The sequence below is a fragment of the Collinsella intestinalis genome, from assembly GCF_902364775.2.
In the GTDB taxonomy this organism is placed as follows: Bacteria; Actinomycetota; Coriobacteriia; order Coriobacteriales; family Coriobacteriaceae; genus Collinsella.
In genome coordinates this window covers 1263194-1284756 of record NZ_CABJEU020000001.1, presented here as the reverse complement: position 1 = coordinate 1284756, position 21563 = coordinate 1263194, and the positions used below count along the sequence as shown (strand labels likewise).

The 21563-nt window shown below is 63.7% G+C and carries 22 protein-coding genes; all 22 read left to right on the top strand.

Annotated elements, in window-relative coordinates:
• Window positions 1-7: 7 nt before the first annotated feature.
• On the top strand, window positions 8-973 hold the full coding sequence (locus FY258_RS05640) for an ROK family protein (RefSeq protein WP_118103854.1): 966 nt from the start codon (window positions 8-10) through the stop codon (window positions 971-973).
• A gap of 78 nt (window positions 974-1051) precedes the next feature.
• Entirely contained in the window at window positions 1052-1732 is a 681-nt protein-coding gene (locus tag FY258_RS05635) for an N-acetylmannosamine-6-phosphate 2-epimerase (RefSeq protein ID WP_118103852.1), read from the top strand.
• Between the two features lie 143 nt (window positions 1733-1875).
• Window positions 1876-2559, top strand: coding sequence for a 4'-phosphopantetheinyl transferase family protein (locus FY258_RS05630; protein WP_118103850.1), 684 nt, complete (start codon window positions 1876-1878; stop codon window positions 2557-2559).
• Between the two features lies 1 nt (window position 2560).
• A complete protein-coding gene (locus FY258_RS05625) occupies window positions 2561-3172 on the top strand; it encodes a TetR/AcrR family transcriptional regulator (protein ID WP_118103848.1) in 612 nt (203 codons plus the stop codon).
• Between the two features lie 316 nt (window positions 3173-3488).
• Complete coding sequence (locus FY258_RS05620; protein ID WP_259324456.1) at window positions 3489-4775, top strand: thiolase family protein; 1287 nt, start codon at window positions 3489-3491, stop codon at window positions 4773-4775.
• Window positions 4776-4814: 39 nt separating this feature from the next.
• Window positions 4815-5282, top strand: coding sequence for a Zn-ribbon domain-containing OB-fold protein (locus FY258_RS05615; protein ID WP_118103844.1), 468 nt, complete (start codon window positions 4815-4817; stop codon window positions 5280-5282).
• A gap of 137 nt (window positions 5283-5419) precedes the next feature.
• Window positions 5420-5656 carry an acyl carrier protein gene (locus tag FY258_RS05610; protein ID WP_118103842.1) on the top strand — a complete coding sequence of 79 codons (237 nt, stop codon included), beginning with the start codon at window positions 5420-5422 and terminating at the stop codon, window positions 5654-5656.
• A 4-nt stretch (window positions 5657-5660) separates the two neighbouring features.
• Window positions 5661-6671 carry a phosphate acyltransferase gene (locus FY258_RS05605; protein ID WP_118103840.1) on the top strand — a complete coding sequence of 337 codons (1011 nt, stop codon included), beginning with the start codon at window positions 5661-5663 and terminating at the stop codon, window positions 6669-6671.
• Complete coding sequence (gene buk / locus FY258_RS05600) at window positions 6672-7787, top strand: butyrate kinase (RefSeq protein ID WP_118103838.1); 1116 nt, start codon at window positions 6672-6674, stop codon at window positions 7785-7787.
• Window positions 7788-7864: 77 nt separating this feature from the next.
• On the top strand, window positions 7865-8278 hold the full coding sequence (locus FY258_RS05595; protein WP_182279431.1) for a SpoVA/SpoVAEb family sporulation membrane protein: 414 nt from the start codon (window positions 7865-7867) through the stop codon (window positions 8276-8278).
• A gap of 12 nt (window positions 8279-8290) precedes the next feature.
• Window positions 8291-8635, top strand: a complete 345-nt coding sequence (locus FY258_RS05590) for a hypothetical protein (RefSeq protein ID WP_118103834.1) — start codon at window positions 8291-8293, stop codon at window positions 8633-8635.
• A 134-nt stretch (window positions 8636-8769) separates the two neighbouring features.
• Window positions 8770-9720: a type I phosphomannose isomerase catalytic subunit gene (locus FY258_RS05585; RefSeq protein WP_118103832.1), complete on the top strand. Its 951-nt coding sequence runs from the start codon at window positions 8770-8772 to the stop codon at window positions 9718-9720.
• A gap of 136 nt (window positions 9721-9856) precedes the next feature.
• Window positions 9857-10777, top strand: coding sequence for an RNase adapter RapZ (gene rapZ, locus FY258_RS05580; RefSeq protein WP_118103830.1), 921 nt, complete (start codon window positions 9857-9859; stop codon window positions 10775-10777).
• Between the two features lie 2 nt (window positions 10778-10779).
• A complete protein-coding gene (locus FY258_RS05575) occupies window positions 10780-11835 on the top strand; it encodes a gluconeogenesis factor YvcK family protein (RefSeq protein ID WP_118103828.1) in 1056 nt (351 codons plus the stop codon).
• The gene (gene whiA, locus FY258_RS05570; protein WP_118103826.1) at window positions 11836-12783 is read left to right on the top strand and encodes a DNA-binding protein WhiA; all 948 of its coding nucleotides are present in this window, start codon (window positions 11836-11838) and stop codon (window positions 12781-12783) included.
• Window positions 12784-12981: 198 nt separating this feature from the next.
• Window positions 12982-14007: a type I glyceraldehyde-3-phosphate dehydrogenase gene (gene gap / locus FY258_RS05565; RefSeq protein ID WP_006723640.1), complete on the top strand. Its 1026-nt coding sequence runs from the start codon at window positions 12982-12984 to the stop codon at window positions 14005-14007.
• Window positions 14008-14142: 135 nt separating this feature from the next.
• Window positions 14143-15336 carry a phosphoglycerate kinase gene (locus FY258_RS05560; protein ID WP_118103824.1) on the top strand — a complete coding sequence of 398 codons (1194 nt, stop codon included), beginning with the start codon at window positions 14143-14145 and terminating at the stop codon, window positions 15334-15336.
• The gene (gene tpiA, locus FY258_RS05555; RefSeq protein ID WP_006723642.1) at window positions 15326-16096 is read left to right on the top strand and encodes a triose-phosphate isomerase; all 771 of its coding nucleotides are present in this window, start codon (window positions 15326-15328) and stop codon (window positions 16094-16096) included. The genes FY258_RS05560 and tpiA overlap by 11 nt, the downstream gene beginning before the upstream one ends.
• Window positions 16097-16167: 71 nt before the next feature.
• The gene (gene gpmI, locus FY258_RS05550; RefSeq protein WP_118103822.1) at window positions 16168-17718 is read left to right on the top strand and encodes a 2,3-bisphosphoglycerate-independent phosphoglycerate mutase; all 1551 of its coding nucleotides are present in this window, start codon (window positions 16168-16170) and stop codon (window positions 17716-17718) included.
• Between the two features lie 185 nt (window positions 17719-17903).
• The gene (gene secG / locus FY258_RS05545) at window positions 17904-18158 is read left to right on the top strand and encodes a preprotein translocase subunit SecG (protein WP_039910422.1); all 255 of its coding nucleotides are present in this window, start codon (window positions 17904-17906) and stop codon (window positions 18156-18158) included.
• Window positions 18159-18619: 461 nt separating this feature from the next.
• Complete coding sequence (locus FY258_RS05540; protein WP_118103820.1) at window positions 18620-20284, top strand: peptide ABC transporter substrate-binding protein; 1665 nt, start codon at window positions 18620-18622, stop codon at window positions 20282-20284.
• A 227-nt stretch (window positions 20285-20511) separates the two neighbouring features.
• Window positions 20512-21546: an ABC transporter permease gene (locus tag FY258_RS05535; RefSeq protein ID WP_039910423.1), complete on the top strand. Its 1035-nt coding sequence runs from the start codon at window positions 20512-20514 to the stop codon at window positions 21544-21546.
• Window positions 21547-21563 lie beyond the last annotated feature (17 nt).

Here is a 21563-nt window from a genome sequence, read left to right as displayed (position 1 = left end):
GGCAACTATGGCTGATACGCGTTATGTGTGCTCCGTCGATATCGGCGGCACCAAGATCGCCAGCGCCATCATGGAGTATCCGGCGGACGGCTCCCGTCCGTATCCCGTCTATTCTGCCGAGATTCCCACGAATCCCTCCGAGGGCGGGGAAGTTGTGTATTCCCGCATCGAGGGCGCGATTCGAGAGGCGCTTGCGAGCGATCCCGACCGCAAGGTGATCGGCGTCGGCGTGGCCGCCGCCGGTGTGGTCGACCCCAAGACTGGTTCCATCGCCTATGCAAACGAGATCATGCCCGGCTGGAGCGGCATCGAGCTCGGTCCTCGCCTGCGCGAGGCTCTTGGGATGCCGGTCGCCGTCGTCGGCGACGTTCAAGCTCATGGCTTGGGCGAGGCCCATTGGGGCGTCGGCCGTGACCGTTATTCCGTGCTCTGCCTTGGTATCGGCACCGGCATCGGCGGTGCCTACGTCGAGGACGGCCGTGTGATGCGCGGCTTCCATGGCGCTGCCGGTCATATGGGTCACATCGAGTCGACGAGCGCGCAGGGGATTCCGTGCGCCTGCGGTCGCTCCGGGCATCTTGAGTCCGTGTCCTCCGGTACGTCCATCGGTCGCATGTTCGAGGAGCGCTACGGACGCGTGGATGAGTCCCGCCCGACGGTCGGTCGCGATGTGAACGACCTTTGCCGCCAGGGCGACGAGCGTGCGATCTCCGTGATTCACGAGGCGGGCTTCGCGCTCGGTGCGAGCCTGGGCTCGCTTGCCAACATCCTCGACCCCGAGGTCATTGTGCTGTCCGGCGGTGTTATCCACCAGGGTCCCGACTGGCGCAGCGAGACGTGGAAGACGAGCGTGGCGGAGGGTTACGCGAGCCAGGCGCTCGATCCTCTTCTCGAGACCCCGATTTTGATCGGCGAGCTCGAGGGCGATGCCCCGCTGATCGGCGCAGCCGAGCATCTGCTGGCATCTCTGTAATGTAGGCGCCTCGGCCCGGTCGCATAGGTGCGATCGGGCCGTTTTGGCGCTTGGACCTTCAATCCGAAAGGGGAACGCATGCATCCCATCATTGAATCGCTCAAGGGCAAGCTCGTCGTGAGCGTCCAGGCCTACCCCGGCGAGCCCCTGCGCACGCCGGAGATCATGGCCAGCATGTCCCGTGCGTGCGAGCTCGGCGGCGCCGCGGCCATCCGTTGCCAGGGCCTCTCCGATATCGCGGCCATCAAGGGCCGCGTCGAGATTCCCGTCATCGGCCTGTGGAAGGACGGTCATGAGGGTGTCTACATCACGCCGACGCTCCGCCATGCGCGCGCCTGCGTTGCCGCCGGCGCCGACATCGTCGCCATCGACGCCACCGATCGTCCGCGCCCCGACGGCAAGACGCTCGAGGATACGGTGCGCCCGCTGCAGGAGGAGGGCGTCCTGCTCATGGCGGACTGCATGACCATCGAGGACATTCGTCACGCTGTGGAGCTGGGCTTCGATTTGGTTTCCACCACGCTCTCGCACAACAAGCCCGCAATCGACACCACGCTCGATGAGGGCCCGGATCTGCCGCTGCTGCGCCAGGCCACGGCCGAGTTCCCTGATCTGCCCATCATCTGTGAGGGCCATGTCCATACGCCCGCCGAGGCCCGCGCTGCAATCGATGCCGGGGCATGGGCCGTCGTCGTGGGTACCGCTATCACGCACCCCACGAGCCTGACCTCTTGGTTCAAGGCGGCGCTGGAGGAATAGCCGATAAGACCGTCCGCCCGCTGCCGGTCTAGCCGGATTCACCGGTTTTCCAAATCACGCACCCCGCCCATCACGGTGGGGTGCGCTGCTATCATGGGTGACATCGAAGGGGGCAGCGTGTTCGAAGGGAGGGAGGTGCCCGCATGATCGTCAACGTCCACGTGGTATCAACCGTCAAATTGGCGGACGCGCTCCGCGGCCGTGCGGGCTTTGCGGAGGACCTCATCCGCGCGCTTGCCCCGCGCTATGGGGCGCGCGTCTTGGATTCCTCGCTCGCCGAGGCGACGAGGCTCGAGGCGCTCGCCGCCGGTCTCTTGCTGCTCGATGTGTATGGTGTCGATACGGACGAGTGCCTCTCCATCGGCCCGGCGGGGAAGCCCTATTTGTTGGACGGTACCGTCTCCATCAGCATCTCCCATGGCGGATCGTGCTGTGTGGTGGCCTCCGCACCCGGAATCGATGGAGACCTGGGTGTCGATGTCGAGCCCGTCGACGGCTTCAACCGTCTGGTCGCGCATCGCGTGTTTCCCGTTGAGACGTGCGAGTGGATTGAGGCGGCGGACGAAGGCCCCGTTCGAGCCGGTCGCTTCGCCCGTGCCTGGACCGGCCTCGAGGCGATTCTCAAGGCCGAGGGTACCGGGTTCGAGCGCGACCCCCGGACGGAGGGCATACCCGACGGATGGCATGTCGCCCACATCGCCTGGCATGGACATTGCATCGCCGTCGCGACTGCCGCGCCCACGTCGATCGAGTTGATCGATCATGACCCTGCTGATCTGATGGCGCGGGCAATCGAGTGTCGCCGTGACGGACGGGAAGGAGACTGACATGTCGAGGGCAGCCGATGCCATGGAGACGTCGCGCCGCATAACCGATGCCGTGTTCGAGCTCATGGCTGCAACCGACATCCCCGATATCAAGGTGGTCGATGTCATCCGTCAGGCGCGTGTGTCCAAGTCGACGTTTTACCGGCATTTCTCGAGCGTCGACGATGTCGTGAAGCGATTCGAGGACGAGATCCTCGAGGGAATGGGGGAGATCAACGAGGTCGCCCTCAAGGCCCGCTTCGACGATGCGGAGCTCGATCCCACGCCCTCGATGATCAGGCGCATGGAGGTGCTGCAGGCCAATCGAGACAAGATCGTCGTTTTGAACGGCGTCCATGGCGACCCGGTGTTTACCCATAAGGCGACGATCTTCATGCACGATCACTTCAGGAAACGCCTGAGCACGCTGCCGTGCGGCGAGGATACCTGGGACCTTTATCTTTCCTTCGCGATCGCCGGACATCACAACCTCATCCAGTATTGGCTCGAGGAGCGTCCGGATCTGGAGCCCGTGGTCGTCGCCACGGCGCTCAACCGCTTCCTGTACGCGCCCTTCTTCCTCGAGCAGGAGGCCAATCGCCTGACTCCGCGTCCCCTTCGCTTGGATATATAGCCGCGAACGGCATGAAAAGCCCGGCAAGCGGATGTGCGCGTTGTTCGGGTGCGTCGATGGACCGCAATTGAATCATTTCCGATAAACGCAGTACCTGTGCAAAGAAACGGTTCGCCCCATATCGTCCCATTATGCGGGACGATATGGGGCGAACCGTCCCGTATGGGTGTGCGACGGCAACATACCATACAGATAGTTCCTAAGAACCGCTGCAGCAGTTCGCGAGTACCGCATCGGGGAGATCGGCTGGGCCCAGCCCGGCTGTCCGCCTCGTGCGCCCGTGTACACCTTTAAGTGAAAAAGGATGTGACTGTCAGTGGTTAAGCTTGGCAAGGACATGCGCAGCGTGTCGATCGTCGGCGTGGGCTGCACGCCGTTCAAGAACTTCGAGGACCATCCCGAGACCCGCGGCATGAGCGAGGGCGATGCCTTCGGGTACGCCGCGCTCGAGGCGATCGCGGATGCCGGCCTTGAGCCGCGCGATATCCAGTACTTCTATCACGGCGCCGCCAATCCCTTCATGATCGGCGACTCCCTGACGCCCAACATGCAGGTCGCGGACTGGTTCGGTGTGCGCGGCATCGGATCGGTCCATCATTCCGAGGCCTGTTGCACCGGTTATGTCGCGCTGCAGGAGGCCGTGATGGCCGTCGCGTCCGGCACGTATGACATCGTGCTCTCCGGCGCGGTCGATCTGGCCGCCTCGCTGCCCGTCGTGGGCGCCCCCGGTTGCTATCGCCGCGATTTCCCGCTCGAGGAGATGCTGCCCTCGATTCCCATGGTCTACGACCGCGCGTATGGCCGCCCGCTCGATTCCGCCTTCGGCATCTCGTTCGACAACTGGATCAACGATTACCGTTGGACCTACGACCTCACCGCCGAGAACATCGACGACGCGCTGAACGGCCTCTCCAAGAGCCTGCGCCGCGCCGCCGTCAAAAACCCGCTCGCGTTCTATGACGTCGACTTCGATCAGGTCGCCCTGGCCAACAACATGGCTTCCGCCGATGAGTTCCTGACCTCGATGATGAATCCCAAGGTCACGCAGTACCTGCGCGTCACCGGATTCGAGACCAAGTGTGACGGCGCCGCCGCGATCGTGGTCATGCCCACCGAGATGGCCAAGGCCCGCGGCTACGACCACATGCCCGTCGAGGTGCTCGGCACTGGTTCCGCCGCCTTCGAGGGCTCCACGCTCGCCAACGAGTACCACGGCACAAAGAACGCTGCCGCCGAGGTCTACGAGCTCACCGGTGTGAGCCCGGATGAGGTCGACCTCTTCATGTGCAACGACTTCTTTCTGGCATCCGAGATCGTCGCCGCCGAGGAGTGCGGCTTCATCCCGCGCGGCGAGGCGTGGAAGTATGCCATCGAGGGCCGCACCGCCTATGACGGCGACAAGCCCATCAACCCGCATGGCGGGCGTTGCAACTTCGGTCACGCCCATGGCGCATCCGGCGTCGCCGACGTGTACGAGGCGGTCAAGCAGATCCGCGGGGAGGCCGGCGCCACTCAGGTCAAGGTCAATCCCAAGACCGCGTTCCTGCGCGGTTTCGGCGGAGGCCAGAACGTCCGTGCCCAGATCATCCGCGCCATCGACTAGCGCCCCTCTCACACGATTCGATTTATAGGAGGATCTTCCATGCTTCTCGAGAATATGGAGCCCGTCGTAAAGAAGTTCTACGACGGCGTCGCCGAGGGCAAGTACCTCGGCCGCAAGTGCACCGAATGCGGTGCGATCGAGTTCCCGCCGCATCTCGGGTGCAACACCTGCGGTCACGGCGAGACCGAATGGGTCGAGCTCTCCGGCCACGGCACGCTCGTCTCCTTCGTGATCCCCGGCATTCAAAACGACAAGCCCTACCTCAAGGAAATCGCCCCCTACGGCTACGGCGCCGTTGAGTTGGACGAGGGCCCGATCTACACCTTCGTCGTCTTTTGCGGCAAGAAGAAGATCGTCAAGGGCCTGCAGGAGCGCCTGCATGCCGGCGAGAAGATCGGGGTGCACGCCAAGCCGATCCAGCGCGTGACACCGGTCAAGCCCGGCGAGCCCGAGACCATCGAGTGGTCGGAACTCTGTTTCGAGCTCGACGAGGCGGTAGAAGCCTAACAACCTCCATGCGCGGTCCGCGACGCCGCGGGCCGCGCGCTCATCAACCGGGGGAGCCCCGATTCCAGAGCAGGTCGGGCACCCCGGCGCGCCGCCGATTCGGCGCGCCGTACTGAGACACCGAAAGGATTTTCACCATGAACCAGGAACTTCTCGAGCAGATCGCCGGCTTTGCCAAGACCGCGTACGGCCACGAGGGCGACATCACCGCCGACACCACCTTCGACGAGCTCGGCAAGGGCTCCATGAAGATGATCGCCTTGACCTCCGCCATCGAGAACGAGCTCGACGCCGAGGTCACCATCCACGAGGTGATGAAGATGAAGACCGTCGGCGAGCTCGTCGAGCGCGTCGCCGAGGAGATCGAGGAGTAGCTCCATGAGCCTGATGGATCGACTGCGCGAGCGCGCCTGCGCCAACCGCATGCGCGTCGCGTTTCCCGAAGGCGACGATGAGACCATGATGCGCGCCGTCGCCGAGATCACCGCACAGGGGATCGCCGATTGCGTGCTCGTGGGCGATGCCGAGGAGCTGCGCCGCCTGGCGGATGAGCGCGGCATCTCGCTCGAGGGCATCGAGCTCGCCGACATCAACGACGAAGTCGTGAACGCCGATGTCGCCGAGCGCTACCTCGCCCTGCCCGACTGCCCCTTCAAGGCCAAGGGCGTCGCCCGCCGCCTCGCCCGCCCGATGGAGCACGCCTTCATCTTGCAGGCGCTCGGCGACGTGGACATCACCTTCGCCGGCATCGCCTGCTCCACGGGCGACGTCATCCTCGCCGGCCAGACCATCATCGGCCTCGCCGATGGCATCGACACCGTGAGCTCCGTGGGCATCTTCGACATCCCCGGGTACGAGGGGAGTGAGGGCAACCTGCTCGGCTTCGGCGACTCCGCCGTGTGCGCCAATCCCGATTCCGCCCAGCTCGCCTCCATCGCGATCTCGGCGTGCGAGACGATCTCCGCGCTCACCGAGTGGGAGCCCCGCTGCGCCCTGCTCTCGTACTCCACGTGCGGCAGCGCCGAGGGCGAGCTCGTGGACAAGGTCGTCGCGGCCCGCGACATCGCCAACGAGCGCCGCCCCGACCTGAAGATCGACGGCGAGTTCCAGTTCGATTCCGCCATCAACCTCCGCGTCGCGGGCCGCAAGGTCAAGCACGACAGCGAGGTCGCCGGCCGCGCGAACATCGTCATCTGGCCCGACCTCAACGTCGGCAACGTGGGCGTCAAGCTCGTCCAGCAATTCGCCCACGCCGAGGCGTACGGCCCCATGCTGCAGGGCTTCAAGAAGGTCGTCTGCGATTGCTCCCGTTCCGCCGGCGTCGCCGAGATCGTTGGCAACGTGATCATGAGCTGCGTGCGCGCGGCGGTTCTCAAGGGGGTGGCGTAGATGGAGGACGGCAAGAGCTGGCGCGTCCTGGTTATCAATCCAGGTTCTACGTCGACCAAGATCGGCCTGTTCGAGGGCGAGTACTCCGTGTTCGAGAAGACGGTCGACCATGACGCCGCCGAGCTTGCGGCCTTCCCGGGCATCTCCGATCAGCTGCCATATCGGCGCACGACCATCATGGAGGCGCTTGCCGAAAATGGCGTCGACCTGCTCAGCATCGACGCATTCGTGGGCCGCGGCGGCGGGCTGCTGCCGCTCGTGGGCGGCACCTACGCCATCGACGAGACCATCCTCGACCATGCGCGCCGCGGCGCCAACGGCGTGCAGCATCCCGCGCAGCTCGGCAGCCAGATCGCGCACGAGCTCGCCGTGGAGGCGGGCGGCAAGCCGGCCTTCGTGGTGAACCCGCCCGACACCGACGAGCTGTGCGACGAGGCCCGCATGACAGGCGTCGAGGGCGTCTATCGCCATGTCCATCTGCATGCGCTCAACCTGAAGGAGACCGCGATCCGCCATGCGGCCTCGCTCGGGCGGGCCTACGACGAGTGCAATTTCGTCGTGTGCCACATCGGCGGCGGCATCTCGGTGTCGGCGCACGACCATGGGCGCATGGCCGACGGCAACGACATCGTCGGCGGGGAGGGTCCCATGACGCCCACGCGATGCGGCTCGATGCCGGTGGCCGAGGTGCTGAATTACCTCGAGGGGGGCCATTCGCTCGACGAGGCCCGCGCGCTCACGCTCAAGAGGGGCGGCTTCGTGAGCCTGTGCGGCACCTCCGATGCGCGCGAGGTCATCGTCCGGGCCGCCGCCGGTGACGCGTCGGCGCGCCGCGCATGGGATGCGATGACCTATCAGGTCTGCAAGTGGATAGGCTCCATGGCATGCGTCCTCGGCGGCAAGGTCGACGGCATCTTGCTCGGCGGCGGCATGGTTCACAGCGACGAGCTCGTGAGGGCCATTGAGGAGCGCTGCGGATGGATTGCGCCGGTCACGGCGTATCCTGGCGAGTTCGAGCTCGAGGCGATGGCCGCGGGCGCATGTCGCGTGCTCGACGGCGTTGAACAACCGCTCACGTATTCCGGCATGCCGGTGTGGACCGGGTTTTCCAATTAGGAGAACGGCGCGGCGGCGATATGTGCCTCCCGCCGCCGCGTCTTCTCGACACGCTGTTTTATCGTAAGGATGTTCCCATGGACAACAAACTCTCATCCATCGGCCGCGCGTTTCTCACCGGCGGTCTCATCTGCCTGGCGATTCAGGTGATCATCAGCGCGCTCGGGGCGGTCATGCCGCCCGAGGTCCCCTTATCGCTGCGCGGAGCGGTCGCGCTGCTTCTCGCCGGTCTCATCACAGTGTTCCTCACTCTGTCTGGCGTCTACGCCAAGATCGCCGATTTCGGCGGCATGGGTGCCAATCTGCCGTTCATCGGCCTGGTTCCGGCGCTCACCGAGGTCATGTGCGAGGCTCGCGCCCACGGTGCCTCGCTGGGCGGCGCCGTCGTGGCGGCGCTCAAGGTCATGCTGGTCCTGTTCGGCAGCGGCTTCGCCTTCAGTCTTGTGTTCGCCTTCGCCTGCACCGCGTTCGGTGTCGGGATTTTTGCCTAGGAGTTGATCGACATGACGTTTTTGCTCGCTTTTCTGCTCGGCGGCACCCTGTGCGCCCTGGCCCAGGCCGTGTTCGTCGCCGCGAAGCTTCCGAACCCCATCCCGTGCCTCATCCTGTTCTTCTGCGCGGGCGGCGCGCTCGGCGTGTTCGGTGTGGTCCCCATGCTCGAGGAGCTGTGCCAGGCCGGCATGATGGCCACGGTGCTGGACCCGGGCTTCGGCATCCAGGCCGGGGTGTTCTCGGCCCTGGCAGGCGACCCCAAGGCGCTCGTCGCCCTGCTCGCCACCATAGCCATTATGATCGTCATGGGGCTTGTCGCGGGGGCGATCGCGTCGTCGCGCGCCGCTGGGAAATAGGGTTCGCGGCCTTTGTCGCGACCGGCGGCCTCCCTTTCGGATTTAAAAGTCGCTTCACCCCCCCCAGTGGAAGTATCATGGTGCATGCCCCGCGGCGCGTTGCCGCGAGGCATGCTGCTATGAGGAGGGTGCGCATGGATTCTTCAACCGACCTGCTGTTCATGGAACCGGTCTTTCACGGCAAGATCTGGGGCGGCCGTAAGCTCGAGGAGATGTACGGCTACGAGATTCCGGACGGCCCGGTGGGGGAGTGCTGGGGCATTTCCGCTCATCCTAACGGGGATTGTAAGATCGCCTCGGGCCCGCTTACCGGCATGTTCCTCTCTCAGGCATGGGATGAGCGTCGCGAGCTGTTCGGCGATCTCGATGGTGACCGGTTCCCCCTGCTGGTCAAGATCCTCGACGCCACCGACGACCTGTCCGTCCAGGTTCACCCGGGCGATGCGTATGCCGCCAAGTACGAGAACGGGTCCCTCGGCAAGACCGAGTGCTGGTATGTCATCGATTGCGATGACGGCGCCACGATCATCGTCGGCCAGCGTGCGGCCTCTCGCGAGGAACTCGCCGCCGCCATCGAGGAGGGCCGCTGGAACGAGGTCCTGAACGAGATCCCCATCCACCCCGGTGATTTCTTCCAGATCGACGCCGGCACGGTGCACGCCATTAAGCGTGGGACCGTGATTCTCGAGACGCAGCAGTCCAGCGATGTCACCTATCGTCTGTACGACTACGATCGCCGTCAGGACGACGGGTCCCTGCGCGATCTGCATATCGACAAGTCCCTTGACGTTGTCGATTATGAGGCGAAGGCCCCGGAGACGGGAGAGATCACGGCCCCCGAGGTCGATGGTGTCACGCATCTGGTCGATTGCCCCGCCTACTCCGTCGACCGTGTGTATCTCGATGGCGCCCTTACGTATCCCGCGGCGAGCGCTGGCAACCCGTTCCTCTGCGTGACGGTCATGGCGGGCGAGGGCTCGGTCAATGGCTGCCCGCTCAAGGCGGGGGACCACTTCGTTGCGACCTCGACGTGCGACGACCTCTCGTTCGAAGGTTGCATGACCCTCATCGTGAGCCACGTCTAACGTCTGTCTCCCGTAAGGCATGACTTCGCCGCGTCTGGGCTTCGGCCGAGGCGCGGTGTTTTCGTTTGCCGTCGCATGAGGGGATATACTCGTACCAATGATTCGCTAACGCTTCGATCCAGATGAAAGGCCCATCATGCCCGAGCGCCCAGATGCCATCTCGGCCGAGCACGCCGACCGCGTCCCCGATATCGTCATCATCACCGGCATGTCCGGCTCCGGCCGCACGCAGGCCATGCATGTGTTTGAGGACATGGGATATTTCTGCATCGACAACCTGCCCCCCAGCCTCATCATGCAGCTCGCCGAGATCATCGGCATCAACACGGGCGTGGGACGCCATCTGTGCGTTACGAGCGACCTGCGCAGCCAGGGGCTCTTCGATGAGTTGCTCGACACCATCGAGACGCTGCGCGACCATGAAATGACCTGCAAGGTGCTGTTCCTCGAGGCTTCGGACGAGGTGCTTATCCGCCGATACAGCGAGAATCGCCGCCGTCACCCGCTTGCGAAGCGCGGCGACACGATGGCCGACGCGATTCAGCGTGAGCGGATGGCGCTGGCGAGCATCCGTGAGCGCGCCGACCTCGTCATCGATACGAGCCGTATGCGCACGGCCACGTTGCGCAAGCGCCTTCAGACTGCATTTTCAGAGCTCAGCGACGAGCAGCTGATGGACGTCCACGTATTTTCCTTCGGTTTCAAACACGGGCTTCCTGCTGAGGCCGACCTCATGATCGACGTGCGGTTCCTGCCCAATCCCTTCTACGACCCCGAGATGCGCGCGCTCACTGGCCTCGATGAGAAGGTCTCCAACTTCGTGATCGACCATCCCAAGACGCAGGAGTTCCTCGACGCGTGGTTCCGCCTGCTCGATGCCGTCATGCCCGGGTATATCGCCGAGGGCAAGCCGAGGCTCTCCATCGCGATCGGATGCACTGGCGGTCAGCACCGCAGCGTAGCCATCGCTGAGGCGACCGGTCGCTATCTGGAGCGTCATCAGTACCATGTGAGTATCTCCCATCGCGACCTCGCCAAGGCGAATCTCAGGAGCTAACGATGCCCGATCAGCGCCTCAGGGCGGTTTCCATCGGCGGCGGCACCGGCCAGCCGCGCCTCATAGCGGCCCTCCGGCTCATGGGAGCGCATATCGACTCGGTGGTCGCCATGGCCGACGATGGCGGGTCGACCGGCCTCTTGCGCGAGCGGGAGCATATCGTGCCGCCCGGAGACGTGCGCAAGTGCCTGTCCGCTCTGGCGGCCGACCCCACCGCCCCGCTTGCTCGCGCGTTCGCCCATCGCTTCCCCTACATCGACGACCACGCGCTCGGCAATCTGTTGCTGGTGGCTCTTGCCAAAGAGACCGATTCGTTCGTCGGTGCGATTCGCACGTGCGAGCGCCTGCTCGAGTGCGTTGGGCATGTGCACCCCTCGACCCTGGAGCTCGTGAGCCTTTCCGGGCGCACGCGCGAGGGCGATGCGGTGCGCGGCCAGGCCCGCATCTCCTATGGTCTGCGCGTCATGTCCGAGGTGCGCCTGGAGCCCGCGTGCCCCGCGGCGAACGAGGAGGCCGTCGAGGCGATTCTCAACGCGGACCTTGTGGTTCTCGGTCCCGGTTCGCTGTTCACCTCAATCATTCCCAACGTGCTGGTCCCCGGGATCCGCGATGCGCTTGCCGCCACCAGCGCCACACGGGTGTTCGTCTGCCCCAAAATCGACTCGTTGGGGGAGACTGCCGGCATGAGTGTGGCAGATCATGTGGAGGCTTTGGTCGCCTGCGGTCTCGAGGGGGCGCTTGACGCGGTTTTGGTCCATCGGGCGCAAGGCCCCGAATTCGTCCATCCGTATGAGAAGCGCGCTTGGCAACGTATCGTCGAGCGTGCTGCGCGGGAGGCGGCCGAACATGCCGCAGAAGATGAAGGGCCGGTTTCGGCCTCGATGATCGACGCGGTCAAGCAGGCGCCGTTCGGCCCGATTGAGGCGAGCGCCGCGGACCTCGAGCGTATCGGATCGCTTGCCGGGCGCGTCGTCGTACGAGATTTCACGGGTGGGGAATCCCCAGCCGTCCATGATGTCGGGCGCCTTGCCGCTGCGCTCGCGGAGGTGATGAGGTAGATGTCCTTTACGGCAGAGGTTCGCGACGAGCTCGCGCGCTGCGCTCCCGAGTGCGCGTACTGCGACGTCTCGACGCTCGCCGCGCTCGTCCGGGTGTGCGGCACGCTCTCGATCAGCGGGCGCGGGGGATACCAGCTCCAGGTCGCCACGGAGACGGGTGCGGTTGCGCGCACGATGATCGAGCTCACGCACAAGATATTGAAGCTCAAGACGGACCTCACCGTCCGCCGCTCCGTCCTGCACCGCGTGCGCAATTACCTCATCGTCCTGCCCGATCAGCCCGATTTGGAAAAGGCCCTCATCCTGCTGGGCATTATCGACCGCTCGGGTGGTTTGGTTGCCGGCGTGCCCAAACACGTCGCGAACCGCGCCTGCTGCCGCCGCGCGTTTGTGCGAGGCAGCCTCATTGCCGGCGGCTTCGTGGCCGACCCGCGCGGTGACTTCCATCTCGAGATCGCCGTGCAAGGCGAGCAGTTCGCCCACGACCTGGCCGATCTCATCTGCGGCATGGGGGTCCAGGCTCGCGTCAACCCGCGCCGGGGCGCCTATGCGGTCTATATCAAAAGCGCCGAGGACATCAGGCGCCTGCTCGCGAAGCTTGGGGCCACGCGCGCCGTCGCGGAGATCGAGGAGGCTCGCGCGGTCAAGCACGTGAAGAACCAGGTGAACAGACGCGTGAACGCCGAGCTCGCCAACCAGACGCGCAGCGCCGGCGCGGCCCAACGTCAGCTCGAGCTTATCGAGGCCCTCGATGATTTGGGGTTGCGTCCCGGTCTGCCCGAGGCGCTCGAGACGTTTTGCCGCCTGCGCGAGAATCACCCCGACCTGTCGTTGCGCGATCTCGGGGAGATGGCGCAACCATCCCTGTCGAAGTCGGCTCTCTACCACCGTGTGTTGCGCCTGGAGAAGATGGTTGAGGAGGCAAGGGCGTCACATGAAGGGGATTGAAGCGTCTCAACTACCGATGACGACCCTGGTCTTAGGGGTCGATAGCATGGTGAAACGTTTCAAACTGGGACTTTTGTCCGAAAGTTGCCAATCACACGATTGAGCAAGCGGAAAAAAGGTATATTTGGTGAGTGGTTAGTTTTCGGACTTCAACGGCGGGCAGCCAGCCCGCGGGAGGTCCAATGAAAGGAGACACACATGGCAGTTAAGGTTGCTATCAACGGCTTCGGTCGTATCGGTCGTCTGGCCTTCCGTCAGATGTTCGGTCACGAGGGCTCCGAGATCGTCGCCATCAACGACCTCACCTCTCCCGACATGCTCGCGTACCTGCTGAAGTACGACTCCACGCAGGGCAACTACTCCCGCGATCACAAGGTCGAGGCCACCGAGGACGCCATCATCGTTGACGGCAAGGAGATCAAGATCTACAAGGAGGCCGACGCCAACAACCTGCCTTGGGGCGACCTCGACGTCGACGTCGTGCTCGAGTGCACCGGCTTCTACACCTCCAAGGCCAAGGCCCAGGCTCACATCAACGCTGGCGCCAAGAAGGTCGTCATCTCCGCTCCGGCCGGTAACGACCTGCCCACCATCGTCTACAACGTGAACCACGAGGAGCTCACGGCTGAGGACGACATCATCTCCGCCGCTTCCTGCACCACCAACTGCCTCGCCCCGATGGCCAAGGGTCTGAACGACTTCGCCCCCATCGTGTCCGGCATCATGACCACCATCCACGCCTGGACCGGCGACCAGATGGCTCTCGACGGCCCGCAGCGCAAGGGTGACAAGCGTCGTTCCCGCGCCTGCGCCGTGAACATCGTCCCGAACTCCACCGGTGCCGCCAAGGCCATCGGCCTGGTTCTGCCTGAGCTCAACGGCAAGCTCATCGGTGCCGCCCAGCGCGTTCCTACGCCGACCGGCTCCCTCACCAACCTCTACGCCGTCGTCGACAAGGTCGTCACCAAGGACGAGGTCAACGCCGCTATGAAGGCTTACGCCGAGACCATCTCCGAGACCTTCGGCTACAACGAGGACGAGATCGTCTCCACCGACATCATCGGTGAGACCCACGGCTCCATCTTCGACGCCACCCAGACCATGTGCGCCGACCTCGGCAACGGCCAGACCCTGGTTCAGGTTGTTTCTTGGTACGACAACGAGAACTCCTACACCTCCCAGATGGTCCGCACCATCAAGTACTTCGAGAAGTTCGTCGCCTAAGTTGCGCGGTTATTCTCGCATCTAGACCAAGCGTCTATAGGAGGGCGCGGCCTCATGGCGTATGCCCGGGGTCGCGCCCTTTTTCAAGCGGATGGACGCATCGTCCGCCGCTCGTCAAATAAGAAAGGAATGGACATGGCTTTCACCAAGAAGACCGTCCGCGACATCGACGTCGACGGCAAGCGCGTCCTCGTCCGCGTCGACTTCAACGTGCCGATCAAGGACGGCGTTGTCGGTGACACCACCCGCATCAACGCCGCTCTCCCGACCATCAAGTACCTGGTCGACCACAACGCCCGCGTCATCCTCATGAGCCACCTCGGCCGTCCGGACGGCACCGGCTTCCAGCCCGAGTTCTCCCTCGAGCCCGTCGCCGCCAAGCTCGCCGAGCTTTCCGGCCTTGATGTGACCTTCGTCGCCGACACGTACGGCGAGAAGGCCGCTGCCGCTGTCGAGGCTCTCGAGCCCGGCAAGGTCCTCGTTCTCGAGAACGTCCGCTTCGACAAGCGCGAGAAGAAGAACGACCCCGAGATCGCCAAGACGCTCGCTTCTTACGGCGACGTCTTTGTCCTCGACGCCTTTGGCACCGCCCACCGCTCCCAGGGTTCCGTCGTGGGCCCCGCCGAGTATCTGCCTGCCGTGGCCGGCTTCCTGCTCGAGAAGGAGGTCGATACCCTCACCGGTATCTTCGCCAACCCTGAGCGCCCGCTCGTCGCCATCGTCGGCGGTTCCAAGGTTTCCTCCAAGATCGGCGTCCTCGATCACCTCATCGACTCCGCCGACACCCTGATCATCGGTGGCGGCATGGCTTACACCTTCTTCCTCGCCCAGGGCATGACCGTGGGCAACTCCCTCAAGGAGGAGGACTGGGTCGAGCGCGCCGGCGAGATGCTGAAGAAGGCCGAGGAGAAGGGCGTCAAGATCCTGCTCCCCATCGACAACCGCGTCGCCGACCACTTCGGCGAGGACGCCGTGCCCGAGGTCGTTGCCTCTGACGCGATCCCCGATGACCGCGAGGGCATGGACATTGGCCCCAAGACCGAGGAGCTCTACGCCGAGGCCATCAAGGGCGCCAAGACCGTGTTCTGGAACGGCCCCATGGGCGTCTTCGAGTTCGACAACTTCGCCCACGGCACCCAGGCTATCGCCGAGGCCGTCGCCGAGGCCGACTGCACCTCCATCATCGGCGGTGGCGACTCCGTCGCGGCCGTTAACAAGTTCAACCTGGCCGATAAGATGAGCTGGATCTCCACCGGCGGTGGCGCTTCCATGGAGCTCGTCGAGGGTAAGGCCCTTCCTGGAGTGGAGGCTCTGAACGATGCCGAATAATCGCACCACCCTTATCGCGGGCAACTGGAAGATGAACAACGACCGCGAGGCCGCCAAGGCCCTCGCCGCCGAGCTCGTCGAGGCCCTGCCCGAGGTCCCCGCCGGTGTTGAGGTCCTCGTGTGCCCGCCCACCATCGACCTGTGCTGCGTCGCTCACAAGCTCGAGGGTTCTGCCATCGCCCTGGGCGCCCAGAACTGCTACTGGGAGGCTTCCGGCGCCTACACCGGCGAGACCTCCGTCCCGATGCTCAAGTCTGCCGGCTGCACCTACTGCATCATCGGCCACTCCGAGCGTCGTGACTATTTCCACGAGTCCGATGAGGACCAGAACAAGAAGGCCAAGGCGCTCGTCGCCGGCGGCATCGTTCCCGTCTTCTGCTGCGGCGAGCCTCTTGAGGTTCGCGAGGCCGGCACCTACGTGGAGCACGTCGTCGCCCAGGTGAAGGCCGGCCTCGAGGGTCTCGAGCTCGCCTCCGCCGACCAGCTCGTCGTCGCTTACGAGCCCATCTGGGCCATCGGCACCGGTATGACCGCTACCGCCGATGACGCCCAGGAGGTCTGCCACGCCGTGCGCGAGGCGCTCGTCGAGCTCTTCGGCGCCGAGATGGCCGATGGCATCCGCGTGCTTTACGGCGGCTCCGCCAAGCCCGGCAATATCGCCGAGCTCGTGGCCAAGCCCGACGTCGACGGCGCCCTCGTTGGCGGCGCGTCTCTCAAGGCCGCGGACTTCTCCGAGATGGTCGTGAAGGCCGCGGAGTAATACCCGTCTTGCAATCGGGCCGCGGCGCTCAGGCGCTGCGGCCCATTCTTTTTACTAGGGGAGAATTCACCATGGCTAACCGCCACCTTCCTGCACTGCTCGTCATCATGGACGGCTTCGGTCTGGCGCCCGAGGGCTCCGACAACGCCGTGAGCGCGGCCAACACGCCCTTTATCGACAGCCTGTATGCGAACTATCCGCACACCACCCTCGGTGCTTCCGGCGAGGACGTCGGCCTGCCCGACGGTCAGATGGGCAACTCCGAGGTCGGCCACCTCAACATCGGCGCCGGCCGCATCGTCTTCCAGGAGCTCTCGCGCATCAACAACGCCATCAAGGACGGCTCCCTCAAGGAGAATGAGGTCTTCGTCAAGGCGATGGATGATTGCGCCGCTACCGACAAGACCCTGCACCTCATGGGTCTTATGAGCCCCGGCGGCGTGCACTCTATGCAGAGCCACTGCGAGGCTCTCGTTGCCATGGCCGCTGAGCGCGGCGTGAAGACCGTTCGCGTCCACTGCTTCATGGACGGTCGCGACGTCGACCCGCAGTCCGGCGCCGGCTATGTTTCCGAGCTCGCCGCCTTCCTGGCCGAGGTCTCTGAGAAGACCGGGTGCGACGCCCGCATCGCCACCGTCTCCGGCCGTTACTGGGCCATGGACCGCGATAACCGTTGGGAGCGCATCCAGAGCGCCTACGACGTGCTGGTCAACGCTTCCGACGCCGAGGCCGATCCTGTCGCCGGCATCAAGGCCTTCTACGAGAAGGACCCGCGCGGTGACGAGTTTGTCGATCCGTTCGCCTGCCACAACGAGGGCATTCACGCCGGCGACGCCGTCATCTTCTTCAACTTCCGCCCGGATCGCGCCCGTCAGATGACCCGCGCCTTCACCGACGCCGACTTCGACGGCTTCGAGCGCGAGAAGATCGAGCTTTCCCACTTTGTGACGATGACCGAGTACGACCCGTCCTTCGACGTCGAGGTCGCCTTCCCCAAGACGTTCCCCAAGAACGTCCTGGCCGATGTCATCGCCGCCAACGGGCTCAAGCAGCTCCATACCGCCGAGACCGAGAAGTACGCGCACGTCACGTTCTTCATGAACGGCGGCATCGAGGAGCCCAAGGTCGGCGAGGAGCGCGTTCTCGTCGCGAGCCCCAAGGTCGCCACGTACGATCTCAAGCCCGAGATGAGCGCCCCCGAGGTCACCGAGAAGCTTGTCGAGGCCATCAACGAGGACCGTGCCGACTTCTACATCGTGAACTTCGCCAACTGCGACATGGTCGGCCACACCGGCGTGTTCGACGCCGCCGTGAAGGCCGTCGAGGCTGTTGACGAGGCCCTTTCCAAGGTTATCCCGGTCATTCAGGCCAAGGGCGGCTTTGCGCTGATCACCGCCGACCACGGCAACGCCGATCACATGTTTGACGAGGTTGATGGCGAGAAGAAGCCCTTCACCGCCCACACCACCAACCGCGTGCCGTTCATCGTCGTGAGTGACACCGCCAAGCTCGTCGGCATCGAGGACGGTCGCCTGTCCGACATCGCCCCGACCATGCTCACCATGGCCGGTCTCGAGCCCAGCGCCGAGATGACCGGCCGCGTGCTGGCTGTCGAGGAGTAGCGCTCGTCCATTCATTTGCGTCGATCGCATACAGAGGCCGTCGCCCGTTTAGGGCGGCGGCTTTTTCGCGCGTCTCCTGACTGGGATCCGTTCATCAGGGTAAAGTTGAGTGAAATTTCGCGGAAGGGCAGGGGAGTGTGCTACTATTATCCGCTGTACGTCTCTCTTGGTTAGAAGGAGTCCTCGTGGGTCCGTTGCAGATCGTTCTCTTCGCCGTGTGGGCGCTGTCCACGCTTTTGCTCATCGCGCTCGTTCTCATGCATTCCGGCAAGGGCACCGGCGTTTCCGACATGATCGCCAGCTCCCTGTACAACTCCAGCACCGCCACCGGCGTCATGGAGAAGAACCTCGACAAGCTCACGGTCATCGTTGCTTGCGTGTTCGCCGCCTGCGTCGTCCTGGCGATGTTCTTCTTCCCGCAGGGCATCGTCGGCCTGTAGGATTTGAGCTCATAAGGCTTTTGGACCCGATCGGCATCGTCCGGTCGGGTCTTTTTCATGAGCGGTCGCCCAGGCTATAGCGTATCGGCGGTTAATGGACGTCAGGAAATTGGCCGTCGGTCGATCTGCTTCCGTCAGAGGTATACGAGGCAGATTCTTCCGTTACACAGTTGAAACATTGTGTCGGGTATTCGGGTTCTCATCGCTGTTCTTTTATGCACTAAAGTGCCGTCCTACCTGCATATACTCCAACAGACTAAAGAAAATGCCAGGAATCGGGCAGAAAACTTGTACTCCATTATGCAAAAGTGCGCTATGGTATTGGCCATCGCGCGAAGCCGAACAGCCTAGCGGCATCGCGAAGCGCAACGGGGCAAGGCAACGTGTTCGCACCCCGGTCGCACCAAAGGGGTGCTCAACCGGCGTCGTGCTCCGTGAACCTGAATTATAAGGAGGATGGCATGGCTAATTTCAAGTTTTCCCAGCCCGTGATGGGTCGTCGTACCTTCATCGGTGGCGCCCTTGCTACCGGCGCTGTGGCAGCCCTCGCTGGCTGCGGTGGCGGCGAGAACGGTGGCGGTGACGCTTCCGGCAAGAAGGTCATGAACTTCTACCTCTCCGAGCCCGCGTTCATCGATCCGTATAACGCTCAGGAGAACCAGGGCACCGCGGTCGTCTTCAACGTGTTCGACGGCCTTATGGAGTGGGACTGGGATTCCGCTTCCGCCGTTCCCTGCTGCGCCGCCGAGGCCCCCACGGTCTCCGAGGACGGTCGCGTCTACACCTTCAAGCTCCGTGAGGGCATGAAGTTCCACAACGGCGACCCTGTCGACGCCGAGTCCTTCATCCGCGGCTGGAAGCGCGTTGCTTCCCCCAAGATGGAGACCCCGTCCGACATCTGCTACCACCTCGCCCCGATTGCCGGTTACGCCGAGTTCAACGCCGGCGACACCGACGAGTTCTCCGGCCTCAAGGCCGTCGATGAGCTGACCCTCGAGGTCACCCTGACCGACCCCATGGCCGACTTCCCGGCCGTCTGCTGCCACCCCGGCCTCGCCCCCGTGCCGGCCTGCGCTGATGAGGATCCCAAGGCGTTCCTCGAGAAGCCCATCGGCAATGGTCCGTTCATGATGACCGAGCCCTGGAAGCACAACCAGTACATCTCCCTGGCCCGCTTCGAGGATTACTACGGTGAGAAGCCCAGCCTCGACGGCGTGTACATGTCCATCCAGAAGAACCCGGACACCGCGTTCAACGAGTTCCAGGCCGGCTCCATCGACTTCGCTGCCATCCCGAGCGGCAAGATCAAGGAGTGCGTCGAGAAGTATGGCGAGTCCGAGGACGGCTTTACCTCCACTCCCGGCAAGCAGTGCCTGCTCGGCACCGAGCTCTCCACCTACTTCCTGATCCCGAGCCCGCAGGATCCGGTCCTCGCCGACCCGAAGGTCCGTCGCGCCATCTCCCTGGCCATCAACCGCCAGAACATCGTCGACACCCTGTTCGAGGGCTCCCGTATGCCGGCTACCTCCATCATGCCGACCTCCATCGACGATTCCCCCGAGAACGTCTGGGAGGACTGCAAGTACGATCCCGAGGCTGCCGCCAAGCTCCTCGATGAGGCCGGTTACCCCGCCAACGCCGACGGCAAGCGCGATGTCGAGATCACGCTGAACTACAACGGCGACGGCGATCACGGCGACCTCATGTCCGCCGTCCAGCTCGACCTCGAGGCCGTGGGTATCAAGGTCACCCAGGAGACCGTCGAGTGGGCTACCTACCTGCAGCAGCTGTCCGACAAGAACTTCAGCCTCGGCCGCCTTGGCTGGACTGCCGACTACCCGACCATGGACAACTTCCTGTACCCGAACTTCTTCACCGGTGCTGACAACAACTACGAGGAGTACAGCAACCCGGAGATGGACGCCGCCATGCTGGCCGCCCGTCAGATTCAGGACGAGGAGGAGCGCAAGGCCGCTTGCCGTAAGATCTGCGGAACCATCGGCAAGGACATGCCGGTCATCCCGATCATGTTCTACGCTCACAACTACATTGGCTCCGAGCGCATGAAGTCCTTCAACTACGACGCTCAGACCAAGCCGCACTTCGAGACCGCCGAGCTCGCCTAGTTTCGATCGCTCGTAAAGCGAGAAGCGCTATGAACAGCAGGACATCGCGCAAGCGGTGTCCTGCTTTTTGTGTAACGAGCTTTGGATTTGTATGGAAATGGGGGCGTGGACTGCATATCTACGCATAATCCCCGCAGTATTCAGTGACAAGTGACGTATAATCACAGTTTATGCTGCATGCTACTGCAGCTAGGTGTAGTGTCCATGAGACTAGGGAGGGTATCGCTGTGCTCAGGTACATCCTCAAGCGAATCCTACAGTTCATCCCGGTCTTCCTCGGCGTCACGCTCATTCTGTTCATCATGCAGAATGTCGTGCCCGGCGACCCGATCAAGCTGATCGCCGGCGAGAAGAAGATGGATCCCCAGACGGAGATGAACATCCGCGCCGCTCACGGTTTGATCGTGACGGACGAGAACGGCAATATCGTCTTCGATGAAGACGGTAACACCATCGAGACCCCGATGGTCGACCGTTATTTCAACTACCTCGGCAATCTGCTCCAGGGCGACCTCGGCACTTCTTATCAGAAGGGCCGCGCGGTCAAGGACATGATCTTTGAGGCGTATCCGCATACGGTTCAGATCGCGCTGGTCGCCATCGTGATCGAGGCCTTCGTGGGTATCGGCGCCGGCATCATCTCCGCCATCAAGCGCTACTCCTTCTGGGACATCCTGGTCACGCTCACCACGTCCATGCTCGTTGCGATGCCCGCCTTCTGGCTCGGACTGCTGCTGCAGCTGATCTTCGGCATCTGGCTTAAGAATGCCACGGGTGGCGCGGTCGCCCTTCCGGTCTCCGGCGTGCCCGGTCCGTTCCCGCAGTTCCCCGCGTGGACCTATTACATCCTGCCGGCCGTCACCCTGGCCGCCGTCTCCACCGCCTACACGGCGCGCATCATGCGCTCCCAGCTGGTCGAGGTTATGAACCAGGATTACATTCGCACCGCTAAGGCCAAGGGTCTTTCCAAGCGCTCCATCATCTTCCATCACGCGCTCAAGAACGCCCTCATCCCGGTCGTTACATATATTGGTATGGACTTCGGTGCCATGCTCGCCGGTGCCATCCTGACCGAGACGGTCTTCAACTGGCCCGGCATCGGTCAGATGACCTACGTCGCCATCACTCAGCGCGACTGGCCCATCGTCATGGGTTCCGTTACCGTCATCGTGTTCGTGGTCATGATCATCAACCTCATTGTCGATGTGAGCTACGCGTTCCTCGATCCGCGTATCCGCCTTGGCAGCAAGAGCGATAAGTAGGAGGGGAGTAGCGTGCA

Coding starts and splice junctions, on each gene's coding strand:
- FY258_RS05640 (WP_118103854.1), top strand. CDS start 8: ATGGCTGATACGCGTTATGTGTGCTCCGTCGATATCGGCGGCACCAAG.
- FY258_RS05635 (WP_118103852.1), top strand. CDS start 1,052: ATGCATCCCATCATTGAATCGCTCAAGGGCAAGCTCGTCGTGAGCGTC.
- FY258_RS05630 (WP_118103850.1), top strand. CDS start 1,876: ATGATCGTCAACGTCCACGTGGTATCAACCGTCAAATTGGCGGACGCG.
- FY258_RS05625 (WP_118103848.1), top strand. CDS start 2,561: ATGTCGAGGGCAGCCGATGCCATGGAGACGTCGCGCCGCATAACCGAT.
- FY258_RS05615 (WP_118103844.1), top strand. CDS start 4,815: ATGCTTCTCGAGAATATGGAGCCCGTCGTAAAGAAGTTCTACGACGGC.
- FY258_RS05610 (WP_118103842.1), top strand. CDS start 5,420: ATGAACCAGGAACTTCTCGAGCAGATCGCCGGCTTTGCCAAGACCGCG.
- FY258_RS05605 (WP_118103840.1), top strand. CDS start 5,661: ATGAGCCTGATGGATCGACTGCGCGAGCGCGCCTGCGCCAACCGCATG.
- buk (WP_118103838.1), top strand. CDS start 6,672: ATGGAGGACGGCAAGAGCTGGCGCGTCCTGGTTATCAATCCAGGTTCT.
- FY258_RS05595 (WP_182279431.1), top strand. CDS start 7,865: ATGGACAACAAACTCTCATCCATCGGCCGCGCGTTTCTCACCGGCGGT.
- FY258_RS05590 (WP_118103834.1), top strand. CDS start 8,291: ATGACGTTTTTGCTCGCTTTTCTGCTCGGCGGCACCCTGTGCGCCCTG.
- FY258_RS05585 (WP_118103832.1), top strand. CDS start 8,770: ATGGATTCTTCAACCGACCTGCTGTTCATGGAACCGGTCTTTCACGGC.
- rapZ (WP_118103830.1), top strand. CDS start 9,857: ATGCCCGAGCGCCCAGATGCCATCTCGGCCGAGCACGCCGACCGCGTC.
- FY258_RS05575 (WP_118103828.1), top strand. CDS start 10,780: ATGCCCGATCAGCGCCTCAGGGCGGTTTCCATCGGCGGCGGCACCGGC.
- whiA (WP_118103826.1), top strand. CDS start 11,836: ATGTCCTTTACGGCAGAGGTTCGCGACGAGCTCGCGCGCTGCGCTCCC.
- gap (WP_006723640.1), top strand. CDS start 12,982: ATGGCAGTTAAGGTTGCTATCAACGGCTTCGGTCGTATCGGTCGTCTG.
- FY258_RS05560 (WP_118103824.1), top strand. CDS start 14,143: ATGGCTTTCACCAAGAAGACCGTCCGCGACATCGACGTCGACGGCAAG.
- tpiA (WP_006723642.1), top strand. CDS start 15,326: ATGCCGAATAATCGCACCACCCTTATCGCGGGCAACTGGAAGATGAAC.
- gpmI (WP_118103822.1), top strand. CDS start 16,168: ATGGCTAACCGCCACCTTCCTGCACTGCTCGTCATCATGGACGGCTTC.
- FY258_RS05540 (WP_118103820.1), top strand. CDS start 18,620: ATGGCTAATTTCAAGTTTTCCCAGCCCGTGATGGGTCGTCGTACCTTC.